General features: G+C 69.3%; 17 protein-coding genes. 8 read left to right on the top strand and 9 right to left on the bottom strand.

The features are described from left to right. Positions 1-305: 305 nt before the first annotated feature. A complete protein-coding gene (locus BJ970_RS25350) occupies positions 306-1,499 on the top strand; it encodes an acyl-CoA dehydrogenase family protein (protein ID WP_184728514.1) in 1,194 nt (397 codons plus the stop codon). A gap of 174 nt (positions 1,500-1,673) precedes the next feature. On the opposite strand, the gene BJ970_RS37180 is transcribed toward BJ970_RS25350, so the two are convergent. Next, complete coding sequence (locus BJ970_RS37180) at positions 1,674-1,931, bottom strand: SHOCT domain-containing protein (RefSeq protein ID WP_221467311.1); 258 nt, start codon at positions 1,929-1,931, stop codon at positions 1,674-1,676. Positions 1,932-2,372: 441 nt separating this feature from the next. Here BJ970_RS37180 and BJ970_RS25340 point away from each other — a divergent pair, with 441 nt between their 5' ends. Both BJ970_RS25340 and BJ970_RS25335 read left to right on the top strand, forming a co-directional pair. After that, positions 2,373-3,383, top strand: a complete 1,011-nt coding sequence (locus tag BJ970_RS25340) for an NAD(P)-dependent oxidoreductase (RefSeq protein WP_184728513.1) — start codon at positions 2,373-2,375, stop codon at positions 3,381-3,383. Then, positions 3,380-4,402, top strand: a complete 1,023-nt coding sequence (locus BJ970_RS25335; RefSeq protein ID WP_184728512.1) for a DUF1015 family protein — start codon at positions 3,380-3,382, stop codon at positions 4,400-4,402. The genes BJ970_RS25340 and BJ970_RS25335 overlap by 4 nt, the downstream gene beginning before the upstream one ends. Before the next feature lie 66 nt (positions 4,403-4,468). Here BJ970_RS25335 and BJ970_RS25330 read toward each other — a convergent pair whose 3' ends face one another. After that, entirely contained in the window at positions 4,469-4,900 is a 432-nt protein-coding gene (locus BJ970_RS25330) for a CBS domain-containing protein (protein WP_184728511.1), read from the bottom strand. A gap of 325 nt (positions 4,901-5,225) precedes the next feature. Between BJ970_RS25330 and BJ970_RS25325 the strand changes: the two genes are divergently transcribed. Beyond that, the gene (locus tag BJ970_RS25325; protein WP_184728510.1) at positions 5,226-6,152 is read left to right on the top strand and encodes an acyl-CoA desaturase; all 927 of its coding nucleotides are present in this window, start codon (positions 5,226-5,228) and stop codon (positions 6,150-6,152) included. Here the strand turns inward: BJ970_RS25325 and BJ970_RS25320 are convergent. Further along, the gene (locus BJ970_RS25320; RefSeq protein ID WP_184728509.1) at positions 6,147-6,344 is read right to left on the bottom strand and encodes a hypothetical protein; all 198 of its coding nucleotides are present in this window, start codon (positions 6,342-6,344) and stop codon (positions 6,147-6,149) included. The genes BJ970_RS25325 and BJ970_RS25320 overlap by 6 nt on opposite strands. 125 nt (positions 6,345-6,469) lie before the next feature. Here BJ970_RS25320 and BJ970_RS25315 point away from each other — a divergent pair, with 125 nt between their 5' ends. Then, positions 6,470-7,438, top strand: a complete 969-nt coding sequence (locus BJ970_RS25315) for a GlxA family transcriptional regulator (RefSeq protein ID WP_184728508.1) — start codon at positions 6,470-6,472, stop codon at positions 7,436-7,438. Between the two features lie 64 nt (positions 7,439-7,502). After that, positions 7,503-8,261, top strand: a complete 759-nt coding sequence (locus BJ970_RS25310) for an alpha/beta hydrolase (RefSeq protein ID WP_184729352.1) — start codon at positions 7,503-7,505, stop codon at positions 8,259-8,261. A gap of 8 nt (positions 8,262-8,269) precedes the next feature. Here the strand turns inward: BJ970_RS25310 and BJ970_RS25305 are convergent, their stop codons facing one another. From BJ970_RS25305 to BJ970_RS25285, 5 genes are all read right to left on the bottom strand, one after another. Beyond that, the gene (locus BJ970_RS25305; RefSeq protein WP_184728507.1) at positions 8,270-8,653 is read right to left on the bottom strand and encodes a TraR/DksA family transcriptional regulator; all 384 of its coding nucleotides are present in this window, start codon (positions 8,651-8,653) and stop codon (positions 8,270-8,272) included. A gap of 82 nt (positions 8,654-8,735) precedes the next feature. After that, complete coding sequence (locus BJ970_RS25300) at positions 8,736-9,785, bottom strand: TerC family protein (RefSeq protein ID WP_312864405.1); 1,050 nt, start codon at positions 9,783-9,785, stop codon at positions 8,736-8,738. Between the two features lie 299 nt (positions 9,786-10,084). Continuing rightward, positions 10,085-10,762 carry a class I SAM-dependent methyltransferase gene (locus BJ970_RS25295; RefSeq protein ID WP_184728506.1) on the bottom strand — a complete coding sequence of 226 codons (678 nt, stop codon included), beginning with the start codon at positions 10,760-10,762 and terminating at the stop codon, positions 10,085-10,087. Next, on the bottom strand, positions 10,752-11,438 hold the full coding sequence (locus BJ970_RS25290; protein ID WP_184728505.1) for a TIGR04282 family arsenosugar biosynthesis glycosyltransferase: 687 nt from the start codon (positions 11,436-11,438) through the stop codon (positions 10,752-10,754). The genes BJ970_RS25295 and BJ970_RS25290 overlap by 11 nt, the downstream gene beginning before the upstream one ends. Further along, positions 11,435-12,088 (bottom strand): glycosyltransferase family 2 protein, encoded by a 654-nt coding sequence (locus BJ970_RS25285; protein WP_184728504.1) that lies wholly within the window; start codon positions 12,086-12,088, stop codon positions 11,435-11,437. The genes BJ970_RS25290 and BJ970_RS25285 overlap by 4 nt, the downstream gene beginning before the upstream one ends. Positions 12,089-12,090: 2 nt before the next feature. Here BJ970_RS25285 and BJ970_RS25280 point away from each other — a divergent pair, with 2 nt between their 5' ends. After that, positions 12,091-12,240, top strand: a complete 150-nt coding sequence (locus tag BJ970_RS25280) for a hypothetical protein (protein WP_184728503.1) — start codon at positions 12,091-12,093, stop codon at positions 12,238-12,240. A gap of 74 nt (positions 12,241-12,314) precedes the next feature. Here the strand turns inward: BJ970_RS25280 and BJ970_RS25275 are convergent, their stop codons facing one another. Then, positions 12,315-13,379: an NAD-dependent epimerase/dehydratase family protein gene (locus tag BJ970_RS25275; protein WP_184728502.1), complete on the bottom strand. Its 1,065-nt coding sequence runs from the start codon at positions 13,377-13,379 to the stop codon at positions 12,315-12,317. Between the two features lie 152 nt (positions 13,380-13,531). Between BJ970_RS25275 and BJ970_RS25270 the strand changes: the two genes are divergently transcribed. Then, a complete protein-coding gene (locus tag BJ970_RS25270; RefSeq protein WP_184728501.1) occupies positions 13,532-15,055 on the top strand; it encodes a molybdopterin-dependent oxidoreductase in 1,524 nt (507 codons plus the stop codon). Positions 15,056-15,144 lie beyond the last annotated feature (89 nt).

Raw genomic sequence — 15,144 nt, 5'->3', positions numbered from 1 at the left:
CGTGGTCAATCGAGCGACCGGCGACTCGCGATGTGGCGTGTCCCCGACCTCTCGCCCCCATTATTTGATCCCTCGAACCGAGTCGAGGAAGCCAGCCGATCGGCTCTTTCGTGCGCACGTGACACAACAGTAACTCCCAACGCCAATGATTACCCTCACCCACACGGGCAACGTTGGAAATTTTCCGTTTTTTGTGAGATCAATCGAACAGACGCGCGGTGTGCCCTCAGCAACGAGGCCGGTCGTGCCGAATAGTCTGCCGAGGCTTTTAACCATCACAGGCAGCTCAACAGGGAGTCACGAGCATGACCATCGGGATCACCGCAACGTCCGGGCTTCACATCAGCGACGAGTTTTCCCCGTTGCTGCAACGATTGGCCGACCTCGGCCCACTGCTGGCCGAGAACGCCGACAGAAGCGACGAAACCGGGCAGTTGCCCGAAAAAGTCATACAGGCCCTGCGCGAATCCGGTGTGCTCAAGATCGGCATTCCGCGCGAACTGGGCGGCTACGAGTTCTCGCCCCGCCAGCAGATCGAGACGATCACCCAGCTGTCCTACCTCGATGCCTCTGCGGCGTGGGTTTGCATGGTGCTGCAGATGGTCACCGGCACGACCGCCGCGTACCTGGGCGGTACCTCCGTGCGGGACCTGTTCCCCGATGTCGCCGGCGACCGGTTTGCGGTGATTGCCGGGCAGGGCACCAAACCCGGCACCGCGATACGGGTGGACGGCGGTTACCGGCTCAGCGGCCATTGGCAGTTCGCCTCCGGCATCGCGCTGGCCAGCCACCTCCATTCGGCGGCCTGGTGCGAGGAAACCGGGCAGGCACTGATCTGCACCTTCCCCAGGGAGCAGGCGACGCTGATCGACAACTGGGATGTGCTGGGGCTGCGGTCCACCGCCAGCATCGATTACACCTGCGACGACGTGTTCATCCCCGACACGCACGTCTTCGAGGCCGCCACCATGCGGGCGCACCATGGCGGCGCGCTCTACCGCATCGGTTTGGCGAATATGTCTGGGATCTCGCACACCGGCTGGGCGATCGGGGTCGGCCGCCGGCTGCTGGACGAGCTCAAGGCACTGGCCGCCAAGAAGACCGGAAGCCCGAACGCCTCGATCGACACCCAGCAGTTCTTCGCCGACTACGCGAACGCGGAGAGCAAGCTGCGTTCCGCGCAGGCTTGGGCGCTAGAAGTCTGGGGCGCCATCGAGGCGACGCTGGAACGCGGCGAACCGCTCGACACCGAGCAGGAAACCCTGGCCCGGCTGACGCTGAACAACGCGACCTCCTCCGCTCACGAGGTTGGCCGACTGGCCTACAAGTGGGCGGGCACTTCGGCGCTGCGGCGCGGGGTGATCCAGCGGTTCTTCCGGGACCTGCACGCGGGCACCCAGCACATCACCTCCGGCCCCGGCGTGCTGCAGAACTGCGGCAAGTGGCTCAGCGGCCTGGCCCCGGACGCGCGGTGGAGCTTCCTCGGCCTGGAGTCCTGACCGCCGAAGCGGGAGCGGCTCGCGCCCGCTCCCGCTTTCGTCCACTTGCGACGGTCAACGTCACCATATCCGCGCTGCCAACGGAATTCGGGCAAGTGCCTTCGCCCTGCGCCGAGCGCGCGTCACCGAGCCAAGAGCGTGGCCGGCGAAAACCAGCTTCGGCGGCCACCCGAATCAGCCCAGCTCGTGGAGCCGCTCTCGGTACTCGTCGGGGCTGAGCTCGCCCCGGGCGAAGCGCTCAGCCAGGATTTCCCTCGCCCGCTCCACGGCGGAGGGCTGCCGCGGCCGGCCGCGCACGGCCAGCCAGATCACCGTGGCGACCAACGCGACTACCACCAGCACGAAGAACAATCCGATCGGCCAGCCCGGTCCCCAGGGCGGTCCGTGCCAGCCGGGATTCGGGCCCCACTGCGTCAAGAACTCGGTCAACATCACTGCTACCTCCGAAGCTGCGTCCACTTACCGCTCCAGCTTCGGTCCGGCGGGCGTCGATGTCGTCGGTCGGCGAGCGACAGTTGCACTACCGCGCTCGACGTATGCGGCGTACGCAACGCTCAGCACTCACGACCGATCACCCTACCCACCTGGTGCCGGACACTCGTAGCGCAAGCTGGCCGCAGCGGCGTGCATCGGCTGCGCGAAAGTGTGTGTTCGAACCCCCACGGCGCCGGGTACGAGGTTGCGTGGCGGGATCTTCGTGACACGTGCCGATGAGCGCCATCGACCACGGATCGGGTGTTGACGCGGCTCCAGCCCGGCAGCCACCATTGCGCCATGCGCAGACTGGTGCGCATAGAGCAACAGCTTTGACGGTCGCGGCGCGCCCGCGGCCGGGCCCCGGGAAGCCGCCGGCATCCAGGTAGGGAGTTGCTGATGAGGGTCCTGCTCGCCGACGCGTTCCCGGCCGCACGCCTGGCGGAACTGGCCGAACACGGCCACGACTGCACCTACCAACCGGACACCACCACCGATCAGCTCGCCGACCGGCTCGCCGGGTGCGAGGTTCTAATCGTCCGCAGCACCCGCGTCCCAGCCGAGGCCCTCGCCGGCGCTGATGAGCTGCGCCTGGTCGTGCGGGCCGGATCCGGAACCAACACGATCGACTGCGAAGCCGCGTCCAAGCGTGGCATCCGCGTCTGCAACGTGCCCGGGCGCAATGCGGTAGCGGTCGCCGAACTCGCCTTCGCCTTGTTGCTCGCGCTGGATCGCAACATCTGCGACAACGTCGCCGATCTGCGTGCCGGACGCTGGGACAAGAAGCGCTACTCACGGGCGCGGGGAGTCCTCGGCCGCCGGGTCGGTGTCATCGGGCTGGGCCACGTCGGGCTCGCGTTCGCCGAGCGCGCCACGGCATTCGGCATGGCGGTGTACGCGGTCGCCAAGCCGGGGCGTGCGCCGGAGACGCTGGCGCGCGCCCGGGCGATCGGCGTGCACTTCGTCAACGACTTGGACGAACTCGCGGGGATCTGCGATGTCCTGTCCCTGCACGTGCCGGCGACCGACGCGACGCGGCACCTGATCAACGCCGACCTGCTCGCCCGCATGCAGCCGGGCACGATCATCCTGAACACCTCGCGCGGCGAGCTCGTCGACGAGGACGCGCTCGTCGAAGCGATGGAGGACAAGGACATTCGAGCCGGCCTGGACGTGTTCGCCGACGAGCCGGCAACGGGCGCGGGGCGCATCGAGTCCCGGCTGCTCAGGCACCCGAACGTCTACGGCACCCACCACATCGGGGCCTCCACCGAGCAGGCCCAGCAGGCGATCGCCGCCGAGGTGGTGCGGATGGTGGACGAGTTCCAGTCCGGCACCGTGCTGCACTGCGTGAACCTCGACGAGGTGCGTGCTCCGCAGCCCGCAACGCCTTCCGGCGACTTCTCATGAGCGCCATCCGGCAGGACGCACCCGACGGCACGGGGATCACGGCGCGGCCACCGCGCATGCTGCTGGGCGAGACCGGCCGCGCGCTGATCGAACCGTCGGTGGTGGTGTACCGGTTGGAGAGCGGCCGGCACCGGCAGACCGGACTCGTGATCGAGGTCTCCATCGACGACTACCGCAATGGGCGGATCCGCGGCCACGAAGCCACCCAACCGGCCCGCGTACGCCAGCTCGACGAGCAGACCGAGGCCACCGGGATCGAGCGGATGCCCGTGATGCTGGTCCACAGAGGACACTTGCGCACGCGGCTGGACGAGATCACCGCCGAGACCCCCGCCGTCCGGCTGACCAGCAACGGCGTCATCCATACGGTGTGGGTCCGGCACGACGCGGACCTCGCGCGCGCCCTGGGCGACGAGATCGGCGGCATGAGAAACCTTTACATCGCCGATGGCCACCACCGGATGCTGGCCGCCGAGCGCTATGGCGCCCGACGCGGCCGGCTAGGGCCCGACCACCCCAGCGCCTTCACGCTCGCCGCGGTGTTCCCGAGCGACGAAATGCGGATCCTCGGCTACCACCGTTGCTTCGCCCTGACCCCGGGAACATCCGCCCAAGACGTGCTGGACCGCCTCGCCGGAGATCCTTCGATCGCGCGGATCGAAGAGTCCTCGGCGCCGACGAAACCCGGCGTGGTGGCGGTCGGCCTCGGCGAGCACTGGTACCGGCTGTGGCTGCGCACCGCACTGGAACCCGGCGGAATCGACGCGTTCGTGATCGAGCAAGACCTGCTTCCGAAACTGCACGACCTGACCGACCACCAGATCGAGACTCCGCCGAACCGGCACCACGCCCTGGAGGCATGCTGGTGCAGTGATCAGAACGCCCTGCGCCTGATCCCCCATCCCCCCACGATCGAGCAGGTGCTGGCCACCTCGGACGAGGGCCGGTCGATGCCGCCGAAGTCGACCTGGTTCGACCCGAAACCGATCCCGGACCTCTTCCGGCGTGCCCTCACCTGACCCGGTTCGAGCAGCGCCCCGGCCTTGTACCGAGGGCTTGGGCAGGTTCCGGGGCGCGGGGCCGGGTCAGCCGTTGGTGATGTAAGCCTCAAGCTGCTCCTGCTCTTCTTCGAGCTGCCTGATCCGGCTCTTCACCATGTCGCCGATGCTCACGATGCCGACCATGCTGCCTTCGGAGACAACGGGAATGTGCCGAATCCGGCGCTCGGTCATCACCACCGTCAGACTCTCGACCGAGTCTTCGGGGCCGCAGGTGACCACGTCGCTAGTCATGATCCGAGACACCGAGTCCCGCAGAACGTCGGGTCCGTGGTCGTTGAGACCGCGAACGACGTCGCGCTCCGAGACGATCCCGACGATCCCGCCGGAAGCATCGGTCACCACCATGGCGCCGATGTTGTAGTCGGCCAGCGCGGCCATCAGGTCGAACACCGATCTCGTGGCCGAGATGGTCGCCACTTCCGACCCCTTGTTCCGCAGAATGTCGGCGATCCGCATGGCAGACACCTCCGTCGTGGAGTTTCCGGGCCCTCCCGCTGACCAACAGGGTAGCCACCCGGGGACGTTTCGGAAAAACCCCACTCGGGGCATTCCCGACCGATCGGGTCGGGAAGGTCAGGGGCGCCGGGGCCCCGCCAGCCGAGAGCACCTGCCCGAGCCACGGGAGACGAAGTCCACTGAGGACAGTTCGAGCGTGCCAAGGACTCCCACCAGCCGCGAGTAGTTCACCCGTAGTTCCTTGCCCTACGGTGGCGTTGCGGGTTTCGTGGTGGTCGGCGACGATAGCCGGCGTTCCTGCCTACCGATTCGAGGTTCCGCTGCCATGCACGCCACTCAGACGGCGAGCCCCAAGCCCTTGCTGGCCGGGCGGCGTCCGCTGGCCCCGCACCTGTCGGTCTATCTGTTCATCGTCGGGCCATTCCTCGGCTTGATCTCCGCCGTCCCGATCGCGTGGGGGTGGGGGCTGCACTGGTGGGACGCGCTGCTGGCGATCGGCTGGTACGCGCTGACCATCCTCGGCGTGACAGTCGGCTACCACCGCTACTTCACCCACGGTTCGTTCCGCGCGAAGCGTTGGTTGCGCATCACTCTCGCGGTCGCCGGGAGCATGGCCGTGCAGGGCCCAATCCTGCACTGGGTGGCCGATCACCGCCGGCACCATGCCTTCGCCGACCGCGACGGGGATCCGCATTCGCCGTGGGCGTTCGGCACCTCACCCGCTGCCGTGGCGCGCGGCTTCTGGCACGCGCACCTGGGGTGGATCTTCGAACGCGATCTGACCAATCAGCAGCGATTCGTGCCGGATCTGCTGGCGGACCGGGATATCCGGCTGATCCACCGGCTCTTCGGCCCGCTGACCGTGCTCACCTTCGCGCTGCCCGCGCTCACCGGCTGGCTGATCACCGGCACCTGGTGGGGCGCGGCGACGGCCTTCTTCTGGGCCGGTCTCGTCCGCGTGGCGGCCCTGCACCACGTGGCCTGGTCGGTGAACTCGATCTGCCACCTCATCGGCGACCGACCGTTCCACACCCGGGACAAGGCGGCGAACTTCTGGCCGCTCGCGTTGCTGAGCATGGGCGAGTCGTGGCACAACCTGCACCACGCCGACCCGACCTGCGCCCGGCACGGCGTGCGGCCCGGGCAGATCGACATCTCGGCCCGCCTCATCTGGATCTTCGAGAAATGCGGCTGGGCCAGCCACGTCCGGTGGCCTACGCCCCGGCGGCTGGCCCGCCTGTCCGCGTCATGACTCGGGGAGCACTCCGCCGCGCAGTTCCCAGCGGCGGGTGACCGGATTGCGGACCCAGTGCAGCTCCGCGTCCTGGTCCCACGGCTGGAGCGCTGCGAGTTGGCGGGACCACAACGAGTTCTGGATCGCGAAGTACCTCCTGATCCGGGCGAATCGGTTGCGCGACGGCTTGTCTTGCAGGGGCGTGTGCATGGCGCGTCATCCCTGGGGAGGTCGATGGGTGCCTTACTGGCACCAAGTGTCCGATGCACCATTTCCTGCCAACAGTGGCAGTCATGCCGTTGTGCCATAAAATCCTGCCAGCTACCGTTGACGGCATGCTGAGCACCGTCGCGGCGGTTGTTCTGGACGCCGCCGCGCCGTTCGAACTCGGCGTGCTGTGCGAGGTGTTCGGCCTCGACCGCACCGCCGACGGCGTGCCGCCGATCGAGTTCCGGGTGTGCGGCGAACGCCCCGGGGCTCCGCTGCGCACGTCCGTGGGAATGAGTCTCGTCCCCGAGCACGGTCTCGATGGCCTGGACGGGGCCGATGTCGTCGCGGTCCCGGCATGCCGGATCCGGGACGCCTACCCGCCGGGAGTGCTTGCCGGACTGCGGGCGGCCGAGGCTCGCGGGGCCACCGTGCTCTCGGTGTGCACCGGGGCGTTCGTGCTCGGTGCCGCCGGGATTCTCGACGGTCGGCGATGCACGACGCACTGGTACCACGCGGCCGAATTCCGCCGCCGGTTCCCGACCACGCAGCTCGATCCGGACGTGCTCTACGTCGACGACGGCAACGTGGTGACCAGCGCGGGCACCGCCGCCGGCATCGACGCCTGCCTGCACTTGATCCGCCGAGAACTCGGCGCCACGGCGGCGATGAAGATCGCCCGGCGGATGGTGATTCCGCCACAACGCGACGGCGGGCAGCGGCAGTTCATCGACCTGCCGGTCCCGGAGCACTCCGGGGACAGCCTCGAACCGTTGCTGAGCTGGATGCACGAGACGCTGGACACCGAGCACACCGTCGCCAGCCTCGCCGGGCGGGCCCAGATGTCTCAGCGCACCTTCGCGCGGCGCTTCGTCGCCGAAACGGGGACCACCCCGAACCAGTGGCTTGTCACCCAGCGCGTGCTACATGCCCGGCGGCTGCTCGAAGACTCCCCACTGGGCATCGACCAGATCGCGCGCGAATGCGGGTTCGGCACGGCCGCGCTACTGCGCCACCACTTCCGGCGCATCGTCGGGGTCACGCCGCGCGACTACCGGCGCACCTTCTCCCGTCCGGCCGCCGCGGGCGCCGACTGAGCGGTGCAGACTGGGCAGGTGTGGCGACGGGGTCCTTGTCGCGGTATTGACAGTTGTCGTGGTGATGGCGTTGACCTTGGCGTTTCAGCGAAAGCTGATCTACTTCCCGTCCCGCGGGCCACTGCCCCCGGCCGCGGCAGTCATCGCGGGAGCGCAGGAGAAGTCGCTGCGCACCAGCGACGGGTTGGAGCTCGGGGCCTGGTACGTGCCCGCACGCGGGTTCAAGCGAAACTTCGCCGTGCTCGTCGCCAACGGCAATGGCGGCGACCGATCGCTGCGGGCACCCCTGGCGGATGCGCTCACCGACCAGGGCCTCGCGGTACTGCTGTTCGATTACCGAGGTTACGGCGGCAATCCGGGTCATCCCGGTCAAGACGGGCTCGCCCGGGACGTCCGGGCCGCGCGCAGCTTCCTCGTCGACGAGGCCGGGATGCCCGCTGGCCGGTTGATCTACTTCGGGGAAAGCCTCGGTGCCGCGGTGGTCACCGAGCTTGCGGCGCAGGAACCGCCCGCTGGTCTGGTGTTGCGTTCGCCGTTCACCGACCTGACCTCGCTCGGACGGCTGCACTACCCGTTCTTACCGGTGGAACTGCTGCTTCGGGACCGCTACCCGCTGGTCTCGCACCTCGCCGAGGTGCGGTGCCCGGTCACCGTCGTGCACGGCACCGCTGACACGATCGTGCCGCCCGAGCAGAGCCGCGCCGTGGCCGGGGTCCTGCCCGGCACCCGCCGCATCGAGGTTCCGGGGGCGGGCCACAACGACCTGCGGCTGCTCGACGGGCCGGAGGTGATCGGCGCGATCGTGGACCTGGCAAGGCGGTGAAGGAACGCTCAGCGGCGGGTGGCGCAGGCGATGCAGGTCGTCGCGGCCGGCAACGCTTCCAGGCGCTCCGGTCCGATGGGCTTTCCGCACCGTTCGCACACGCCGTAGGTGCCATCGTCCAGGCGGGAGGTGGCCCGTTCCAGCGCATCGAGCTCCCGCCGGGCGTCCGCGAGCAGGCTCTGCACCTGGGCGCGCTCGTAGGCGATGGTGGCGCCCTCGGGGTCGTGCTCATCGTCGGTGCCCGTCCACGTCGAGACCTCGCGGATCGAGGCCAGATGGCGTTCCAGCGACTCGATCCGGGCCATCGCGCTCGCCCGCTCCTCGGCCACTAACTCCCGTGCCGTCCGCGGCTCGGGCGGGGACGGCGCGTCCTGCGGCGTCCGCTTTCTCATAACGAGAGGAACGCCGCCGCCCCGCCTGGTATTCCGCCTGCTCATGCCTCGTGCGCTGGCACGTCCACATCGGATCCTGTCGTCAGGCGGTGCGCTCGCCGCTGTGCGCGGGTTGGCGTGCCTCGGTCGGCGCGTCCCGGTCGGCGGCCTTCGCTGCCGAGCGGGAACGGAGCAGGCTCGCCACCGTCGTCACGGCGAGGGTGAGCACGATGAAGCCCAGGGAGGCGGCGATGCCGATGTCCGGGATCGCGAAACGGATCTCGTCGATGTGCGAGCCGTGCAGCGCCTCGATGATCAGCTTCAGGCCGATGAAGCCGAGGACCACGGACAGGCCGTAGCTGAGGTACACCAGGCGGTCCAGCAGGCCGCCGATGACGAAGTACAGCTGCCGCAGGCCCAGCAGCGCGAAGGCGTTCGCGGTGAAGATGATGAAGCCGTCCTTGGTGAGGCCGAAGATCGCGGGCATCGAGTCCAGCGCGAAGACGACGTTGGCCAGCCCGAGCGCGGCGACGACCACGACCATCGGGGTGAACAGCCGCCGCCCGTCGACCCGGGTGGTCATCTTGCCGCCGTCGTACGAGCCGGAGGTGGGCAGCACACGCTGCAAAGTGCGGATGATCGCGTTGTCCGGCTCTTCGGGTTCGTCGCCGGCGCCGTCCTTGGCGACTTTGAGCGCCGTGTAGATCAGGAACGCGCCGAAGATGTAGAAGATCCAGTTGAAGGCGTTCAGGGCGGCAACCCCGGCCGCGATGCATACCCCGCGCAACACCAGCGAGAGCACGATGCCGATGAACAGCACCCGGTGCTGGTGCTCCTTCGGCACGGCGAACCGCGACATGATGATGACGAACACGAACAGGTTGTCGACCGAGAGGCTATATTCGGTCACGTAGCCGGCGAAGAACTCGGCGCCACTGGTGGGCCCGGCGAAGACCAGCAGGATCCCGCCGAACAGGGCGGCCAAGGCGACGTAGCAGGCGACCCAGAGACTCGCTTCCCGGACTCCGACCGCATGCGGTCGGCGGCCGACGAACACCAGGTCGCCCACGATCAGGGCGGCCAGCGCCGCCAGGGTCGCGATCCACACCCACACCGGGAAGTTCATCGACACCTCACATTCGTGCGCAGCCACGGGACAGGGCGTGCGGCCCGTTCCGGCGCGACTACCATCGCTCGCCAGCATTTCGCATGCAGTATCCGATATGACATCGCTTGCCAACGGGACTGTTCGGACCAATCGCGGCCCGGCAACCGAGGAGTGCCCGTTGGAGCAAGCATCCGGGCAAGCGAGGGAAATTCGTACCAAACGGCCGGATCATCCGCAACGACGTGATTCCACCATCGGGTACCATTCCGAGTCTCCCCAAGAGTCCACAAAGGACATCCAAGCCAATCGCACCGGGGGATCATCGATGCCCGCACGGGGTGGCGTCAACGTTGCCCCGGACACATCGCCGGGCTGGCGCTCCCGGCCAGGGACTCCCACGACGCCGGGTTCGAGTCCAGCGCCGCGAGCCACCGCCCGTGATGTTCGGCGAGCTGGCTCAGGCCGAAACCGCTTACCGCGGCCAGCGCAGCGATCGCATCCGCGCCGACGACCGCCCAGCGGAACGCGGCGCCGCGCCCCTGAGCGTGCGCGACCCGGCCGGTGCCCCGCCACAGCCCGGTACCCGGCGGTTCGACTTCCACCCAGGCACGTCCGCCGGACCGCAGCAGCTGGTAGACCCGGCGCAACAGCGCTCGCGGATCACCGCCGATACCGATGTTTCCGTCGACGAGCAGCGCCTCGCGCCAATTGCCCGCACCGGGAACCGGGCGGAACACGTCGCGGCACAGCGCCACGCCACGCCGGCTGATCGTAAGGCGCACCGCGAGCTGGGAGGTATCGATGCCGAGCGCCACCACGCCCCTGCCGGTGAGCGCCGCCGTGAGCCGACCGGGCCCGCAGCCGATATCGAGCGTCGGGCCTCGGCAGGTGCGCAGCAGGTGCCGGTCGGCGGCGTCGGGTGCGGCGGACCAGCGCCGCCCCGGCAACGTCCGCACGTTGCCGTCGCTGGTCAGCAGGGTGCAAACGGCACCGTGCAGCGCGACATCGAACTCACCGCTCATCGACCGCACCCGCACTATCGCACCGGGACGGCAGGCTCGCCACGAAACGGGAATGCGGCAACAGATCCGCAACGCGCCACGCGTCTTCCATGGTGTCCACATCGGACAGTATGGGCAATGTGGCGACGCGCAGGCCGGCGGCATGCAAGGCCGCCAAGGTTCGCTCGCCGGTATCGGCGCGAGACGTGGGGATTCCGCGCAGCAGCCGGGCATGGGCGACCGACCGGAAACCGGCCGCCCACCAGCCGCCGTCCCCGGCCAAGCCGAGCGCCGCGTCCGCGGTGCCGAGCGCTTCGCACGCCTCGGCTAGCAGCCCGGGTGTCACCTGCGGGGTATCCATCCCGATTTGCATGATCGGGAGGCCGGGATGTGCGTCGGCGGTGTCGGCGTGGGCCGCGGCCAACCGCGCGGGGAAACCATCACCCCGTTGGCCGAGAACCGTCCAGCCGCGCAGCGCGTCGCGCAGCTCTGTCGAACAGGCTGCCGCGTCCAGATCCCCGACCATGGCCACCACCGGCCGGACGTTGGGCGTGCGCCGAACCGCGTCCACTGTGTCCAGCAGGCTCGCGGCGGCGATGTGAGCCGCTTCGGCATACGTTGCGGGCGGGCACAACCTGGTCTTGGCCAGGCCGGGAACAGGGGCTTTCGCCACCACGAGAAGCGCCGTCGTGCTCATCGCAACACCCCCGCCATGTCGCGGACGGCGCGGATCGTGCCGAGCACCGAGCCGGAAACCTTCGACCGGGTTCCGGATGCGCGAGGCCGGTATTCGACATCCAGCTCGCACACTCGCCACTGTGCCGCCGCGGCCTTGCACAGCAGTTCGAGCGGATAGCCGAAGGCGCGGTCGGCGATCCCCAACCGTAGCAAGGCTGTTCGCCTGGCGGCACGGATCGGCGCGATGTCGTGCACCGGCAGGCCGCGGCGCCGCAGCAGCCGGGCGATCAAGGCGTTGCCCGCCCGCGCATGCCAAGGCCACGCCTTGGCCGACACCGGAACCCGCCTTCCGACCGCCAGATCCGCCTGCCCCTGGCGCACCAGGCCTACCAGCGTCGGCAGCACGGCCGGGTCCAGCGAGCCATCGCAATCCAGGAAGCAGACGAATTCCCCCTCCACTGCCATCAAACCGGCGTGCACGGCCGCCCCATAGCCACGGCGGGGCTCGCGGACCACCACCGCGCCGTGCGCAGCGGCGATCTCGGCCGAGCCGTCCCGGGACCCGTTGTCCACCACCAGCGGCCGGAAACCGCGCGGAATCGCCCCCAGCACCCCGGGTATTGCCGCCGCTTCATCCAAGCACGGCAACACTACGTCCACATCGTGCATGAGTGCCAGTGAAGCTCAATGTGGACGGAACCGAAACCCGTGACAGGCTTGAGGAATCTTTACGCCCGCACGCCGGTGCTCAGCGGCGGCGCGCCGATCTGATCGCGTTCACCACCGCCGTGCTGCACAGGCACGCACCGCTGTTCGAGTAGTTCGAGTACTGGCTACCCCGTTGCCGACCCCGGTACACCTCTCGCACCGGCCGCCCGGCCGAAATTCTCCAATTTCAGGCAAAATCAGAAACCACAGCCGCGGGCTCGCGTAGCGGGTCTTGTGCGAAAGCGGCCACGCCCGCGCCGAAATCAACCTCGGCCCGAAACCCCAGCACACGCGCCGCTTTCGCCGGATCGGCCACGATGTGGCGCACGTCGTTGGGCCGCGAACCGCCCACGATGCGCGGAGTCGGCCCGCCGAAAGCCCGGGCGAGCTCGGCGGCTAGTTCGCCGATCGTGTGCGGTCGGCCCGAACAGACGTTCAGCGCGTCCAGTTCTCCTTGCGGAGCCTCGGTTTCCACCGCGGCGACGTTGGCGGCTGCGACGTCGGTGACGTGCACGAAATCCCGCCGTTGGCGGCCGTCTTCCAGGACGATCGGCGCTTCGCCGTGATGCAGCGCGGAGCGGAACAGCGACGCCACCCCCGCATACGGGGTCCCGCTGGGCATCCACGGCCCGTAAACGTTGTGGTAGCGCAACGCCCACACGCCACCGCCGGTTTGCCGGGCCCACGCTGCGGCGAGATGTTCTTGGGCGAGCTTGGTCGCCGCGTAGGTGCTGCGAGGGTCGGGCGCGGCGTCCTCCGGGACGACCTCGGGTTCGAGCGGCGTGCCGCAGGCTGGGCATCTGGGCTCGTACTGCCCGGCGGCGAGGTCGTCGGCTCTCCGGGGGGCCGCCCGCACCAGCGAGTGCTGCGAACAGCGGTAGCGGCCCTCGCCGTAGACGACCATCGACGACGCCAGCACCAGGCGACGTACCCCGGACTCGTGCATCGCGGCCAGCAACACAGCGGTGCCATAGTCGTTGTGCGAGGCGTAGTCGGGCATGTCCGACGGATCGACGCCGTGACCGACCATCGCGGCCTGGTGGCACACGACGTCCACGCCGCCGAGCAGTCCGCGCAGGACCTCGGCATCCCGCACGTCGCCCTGCACCAGCGGGTGGCACGACCGGGGCACGGTCCCGTGTGCCTGCGGGAGGAACGCGTCGAGCAGCACTACGCAGTGGCCTCGGTCGGCCAACGCATCGGCGATGGCTGACCCGATGAACCCGGCACCGCCGGTAACCAGAATTCGCACGCCTCGACGGTAAGGGCGACGGGCATCGGGCGGCCCGTCGAGCGCGCCGCACCGTCATCATCCCGGCAGATCTTGGCCGTCGGTCTTACGTCGGTCTTGCCGTCGCGGCGCTTTCACTGGCCAAGACGCTCCGGCCGACGTCGAATAGGGGTATGACCTCGTTACCGATCCCGCGGCTGCGCGCCGCCGTAGTCGGCGTGCTCGCCGCTGCCGCCGCGCTCGGCGCGGGACACCTCGTCGCGGGCCTCACTTCCCCCCGGACCTCGCCGTTCGCGGTGGTGGGCAACACGCTGATCGACCTCACGCCGGAGCCGGTGAAGGAGTTCGCCATCGCGCTGTTCGGCACTGCCGACAAACTGGCACTGCTGACCGGAATGACCATCGTGATCGCACTGCTGGCCGCCGTGGCCGGGCTGCTGTCCCGGCGGCACTGGTGGCCTGGGGTGCTGGTGATCGGCGTGTTCGGCCTAGTCGGCGTCGGTGCCGCGTTAGCCCGGCCGACGGGCGGCTTGGCCGCGCCGCTGACCTCGTTGGTGGTCGGCGTCGTGGTGTTCTGGTGGTTGCACCACGTCGCCGCGGTGGCTCCCGAGGCTCCGGTCGAGGTGGACGCGGATCGGCGGCGGTTCCTGGTCGCCTCGACCCTGGTGGTCCTCGGCGCGGGAGCCGCCGGCATCGCCGGCGGTTTCCTGCAGCGGGGCGCGGGCGTGACCTCGTCGCAGCTCGCGGCCGCCGCGCGAATCCCTAAGGTCACGGCCCCCCCGATCCCGCCCGACGCCGACTTCGTCGCCTCCGGCACCCCGACGTTTCTGACCCCCAACCGGGACTTCTACCGGATCGACACCGCGCTGGTGGTGCCGCAGGTTCGCGCCGAGGACTGGCGGCTGCGGCTGCACGGGATGGTGCAGCGCGAACTGGTGCTGAGCTTCGACGATCTGCTCCAGCGCCGTTTGGAAGCCCGCCCGATCACGCTCACCTGCGTCTCCAACGAGGTCGGCGGCCCGCTGATCTCCACGGCCACGTTCGTCGGTGTGCCGGTGCGGGACCTGCTGCTGGAGGCTGGGGTGCGGCCGGGCGCCCAGCAGCTGTTCACCACCAGCGTCGACGGCTACACCGCCGGCACTCCGCTCGACGTGTTGCTCGAACCGGACCGGGGCGCGCTGCTGGCCGTCGGCATGAACGGCGAGCCCCTGCCCCTCGAACACGGGTTTCCGGTCCGCATGGTGGTTCCCGGACTCTACGGCTACGTGTCGGCGACCAAGTGGCTGGTGGACGCCGAGGTCACCACGTTCGGCCGGGCGCACTACTGGGAACGGCGGGGGTGGGCCCGGCAGGCGCCGATCAAGACCGAGTCTCGCATCGACCGTCCGCGCGCGGGGGCTTCCGTGCCCGCCGGGGCGTTCACGGTGGCCGGGATCGCCTGGGCGCAGCACACCGGCATCGACCGGGTCGAGGTGCGGGCCGATGGCGGCGCGTGGCAGCCCGCCGAGCTCGCGACCGACGTCAGCCGGGACACCTGGCGGATGTGGCGCACGACCCTGCACCTCCCGCCCGGCGACCACGTCGTGGAATGCCGAGCCACCGACCGCTCCGGGCAGCCGCAGACGCCGGAGCGCCACGCGGTCATCCCGAACGGCGCGACCGGTTGGCATTCCGTGCGGTTCACCTGCGCCGCATGACGTCGTCGGCAGCCCCCGCATCCCGTTGACAGCCCGTCCGCATAGCCGCGCCGAATGCAGTGCACCTGGCCGGATAACGGGGACGGGGG

The organism is Saccharopolyspora phatthalungensis, from assembly GCF_014203395.1.
Lineage (GTDB): Bacteria > Actinomycetota > Actinomycetes > Mycobacteriales > Pseudonocardiaceae > Saccharopolyspora > Saccharopolyspora phatthalungensis.
Note: the sequence above shows the minus strand (reverse complement) of the source record. Positions and strands in the feature narration are given on the sequence as shown.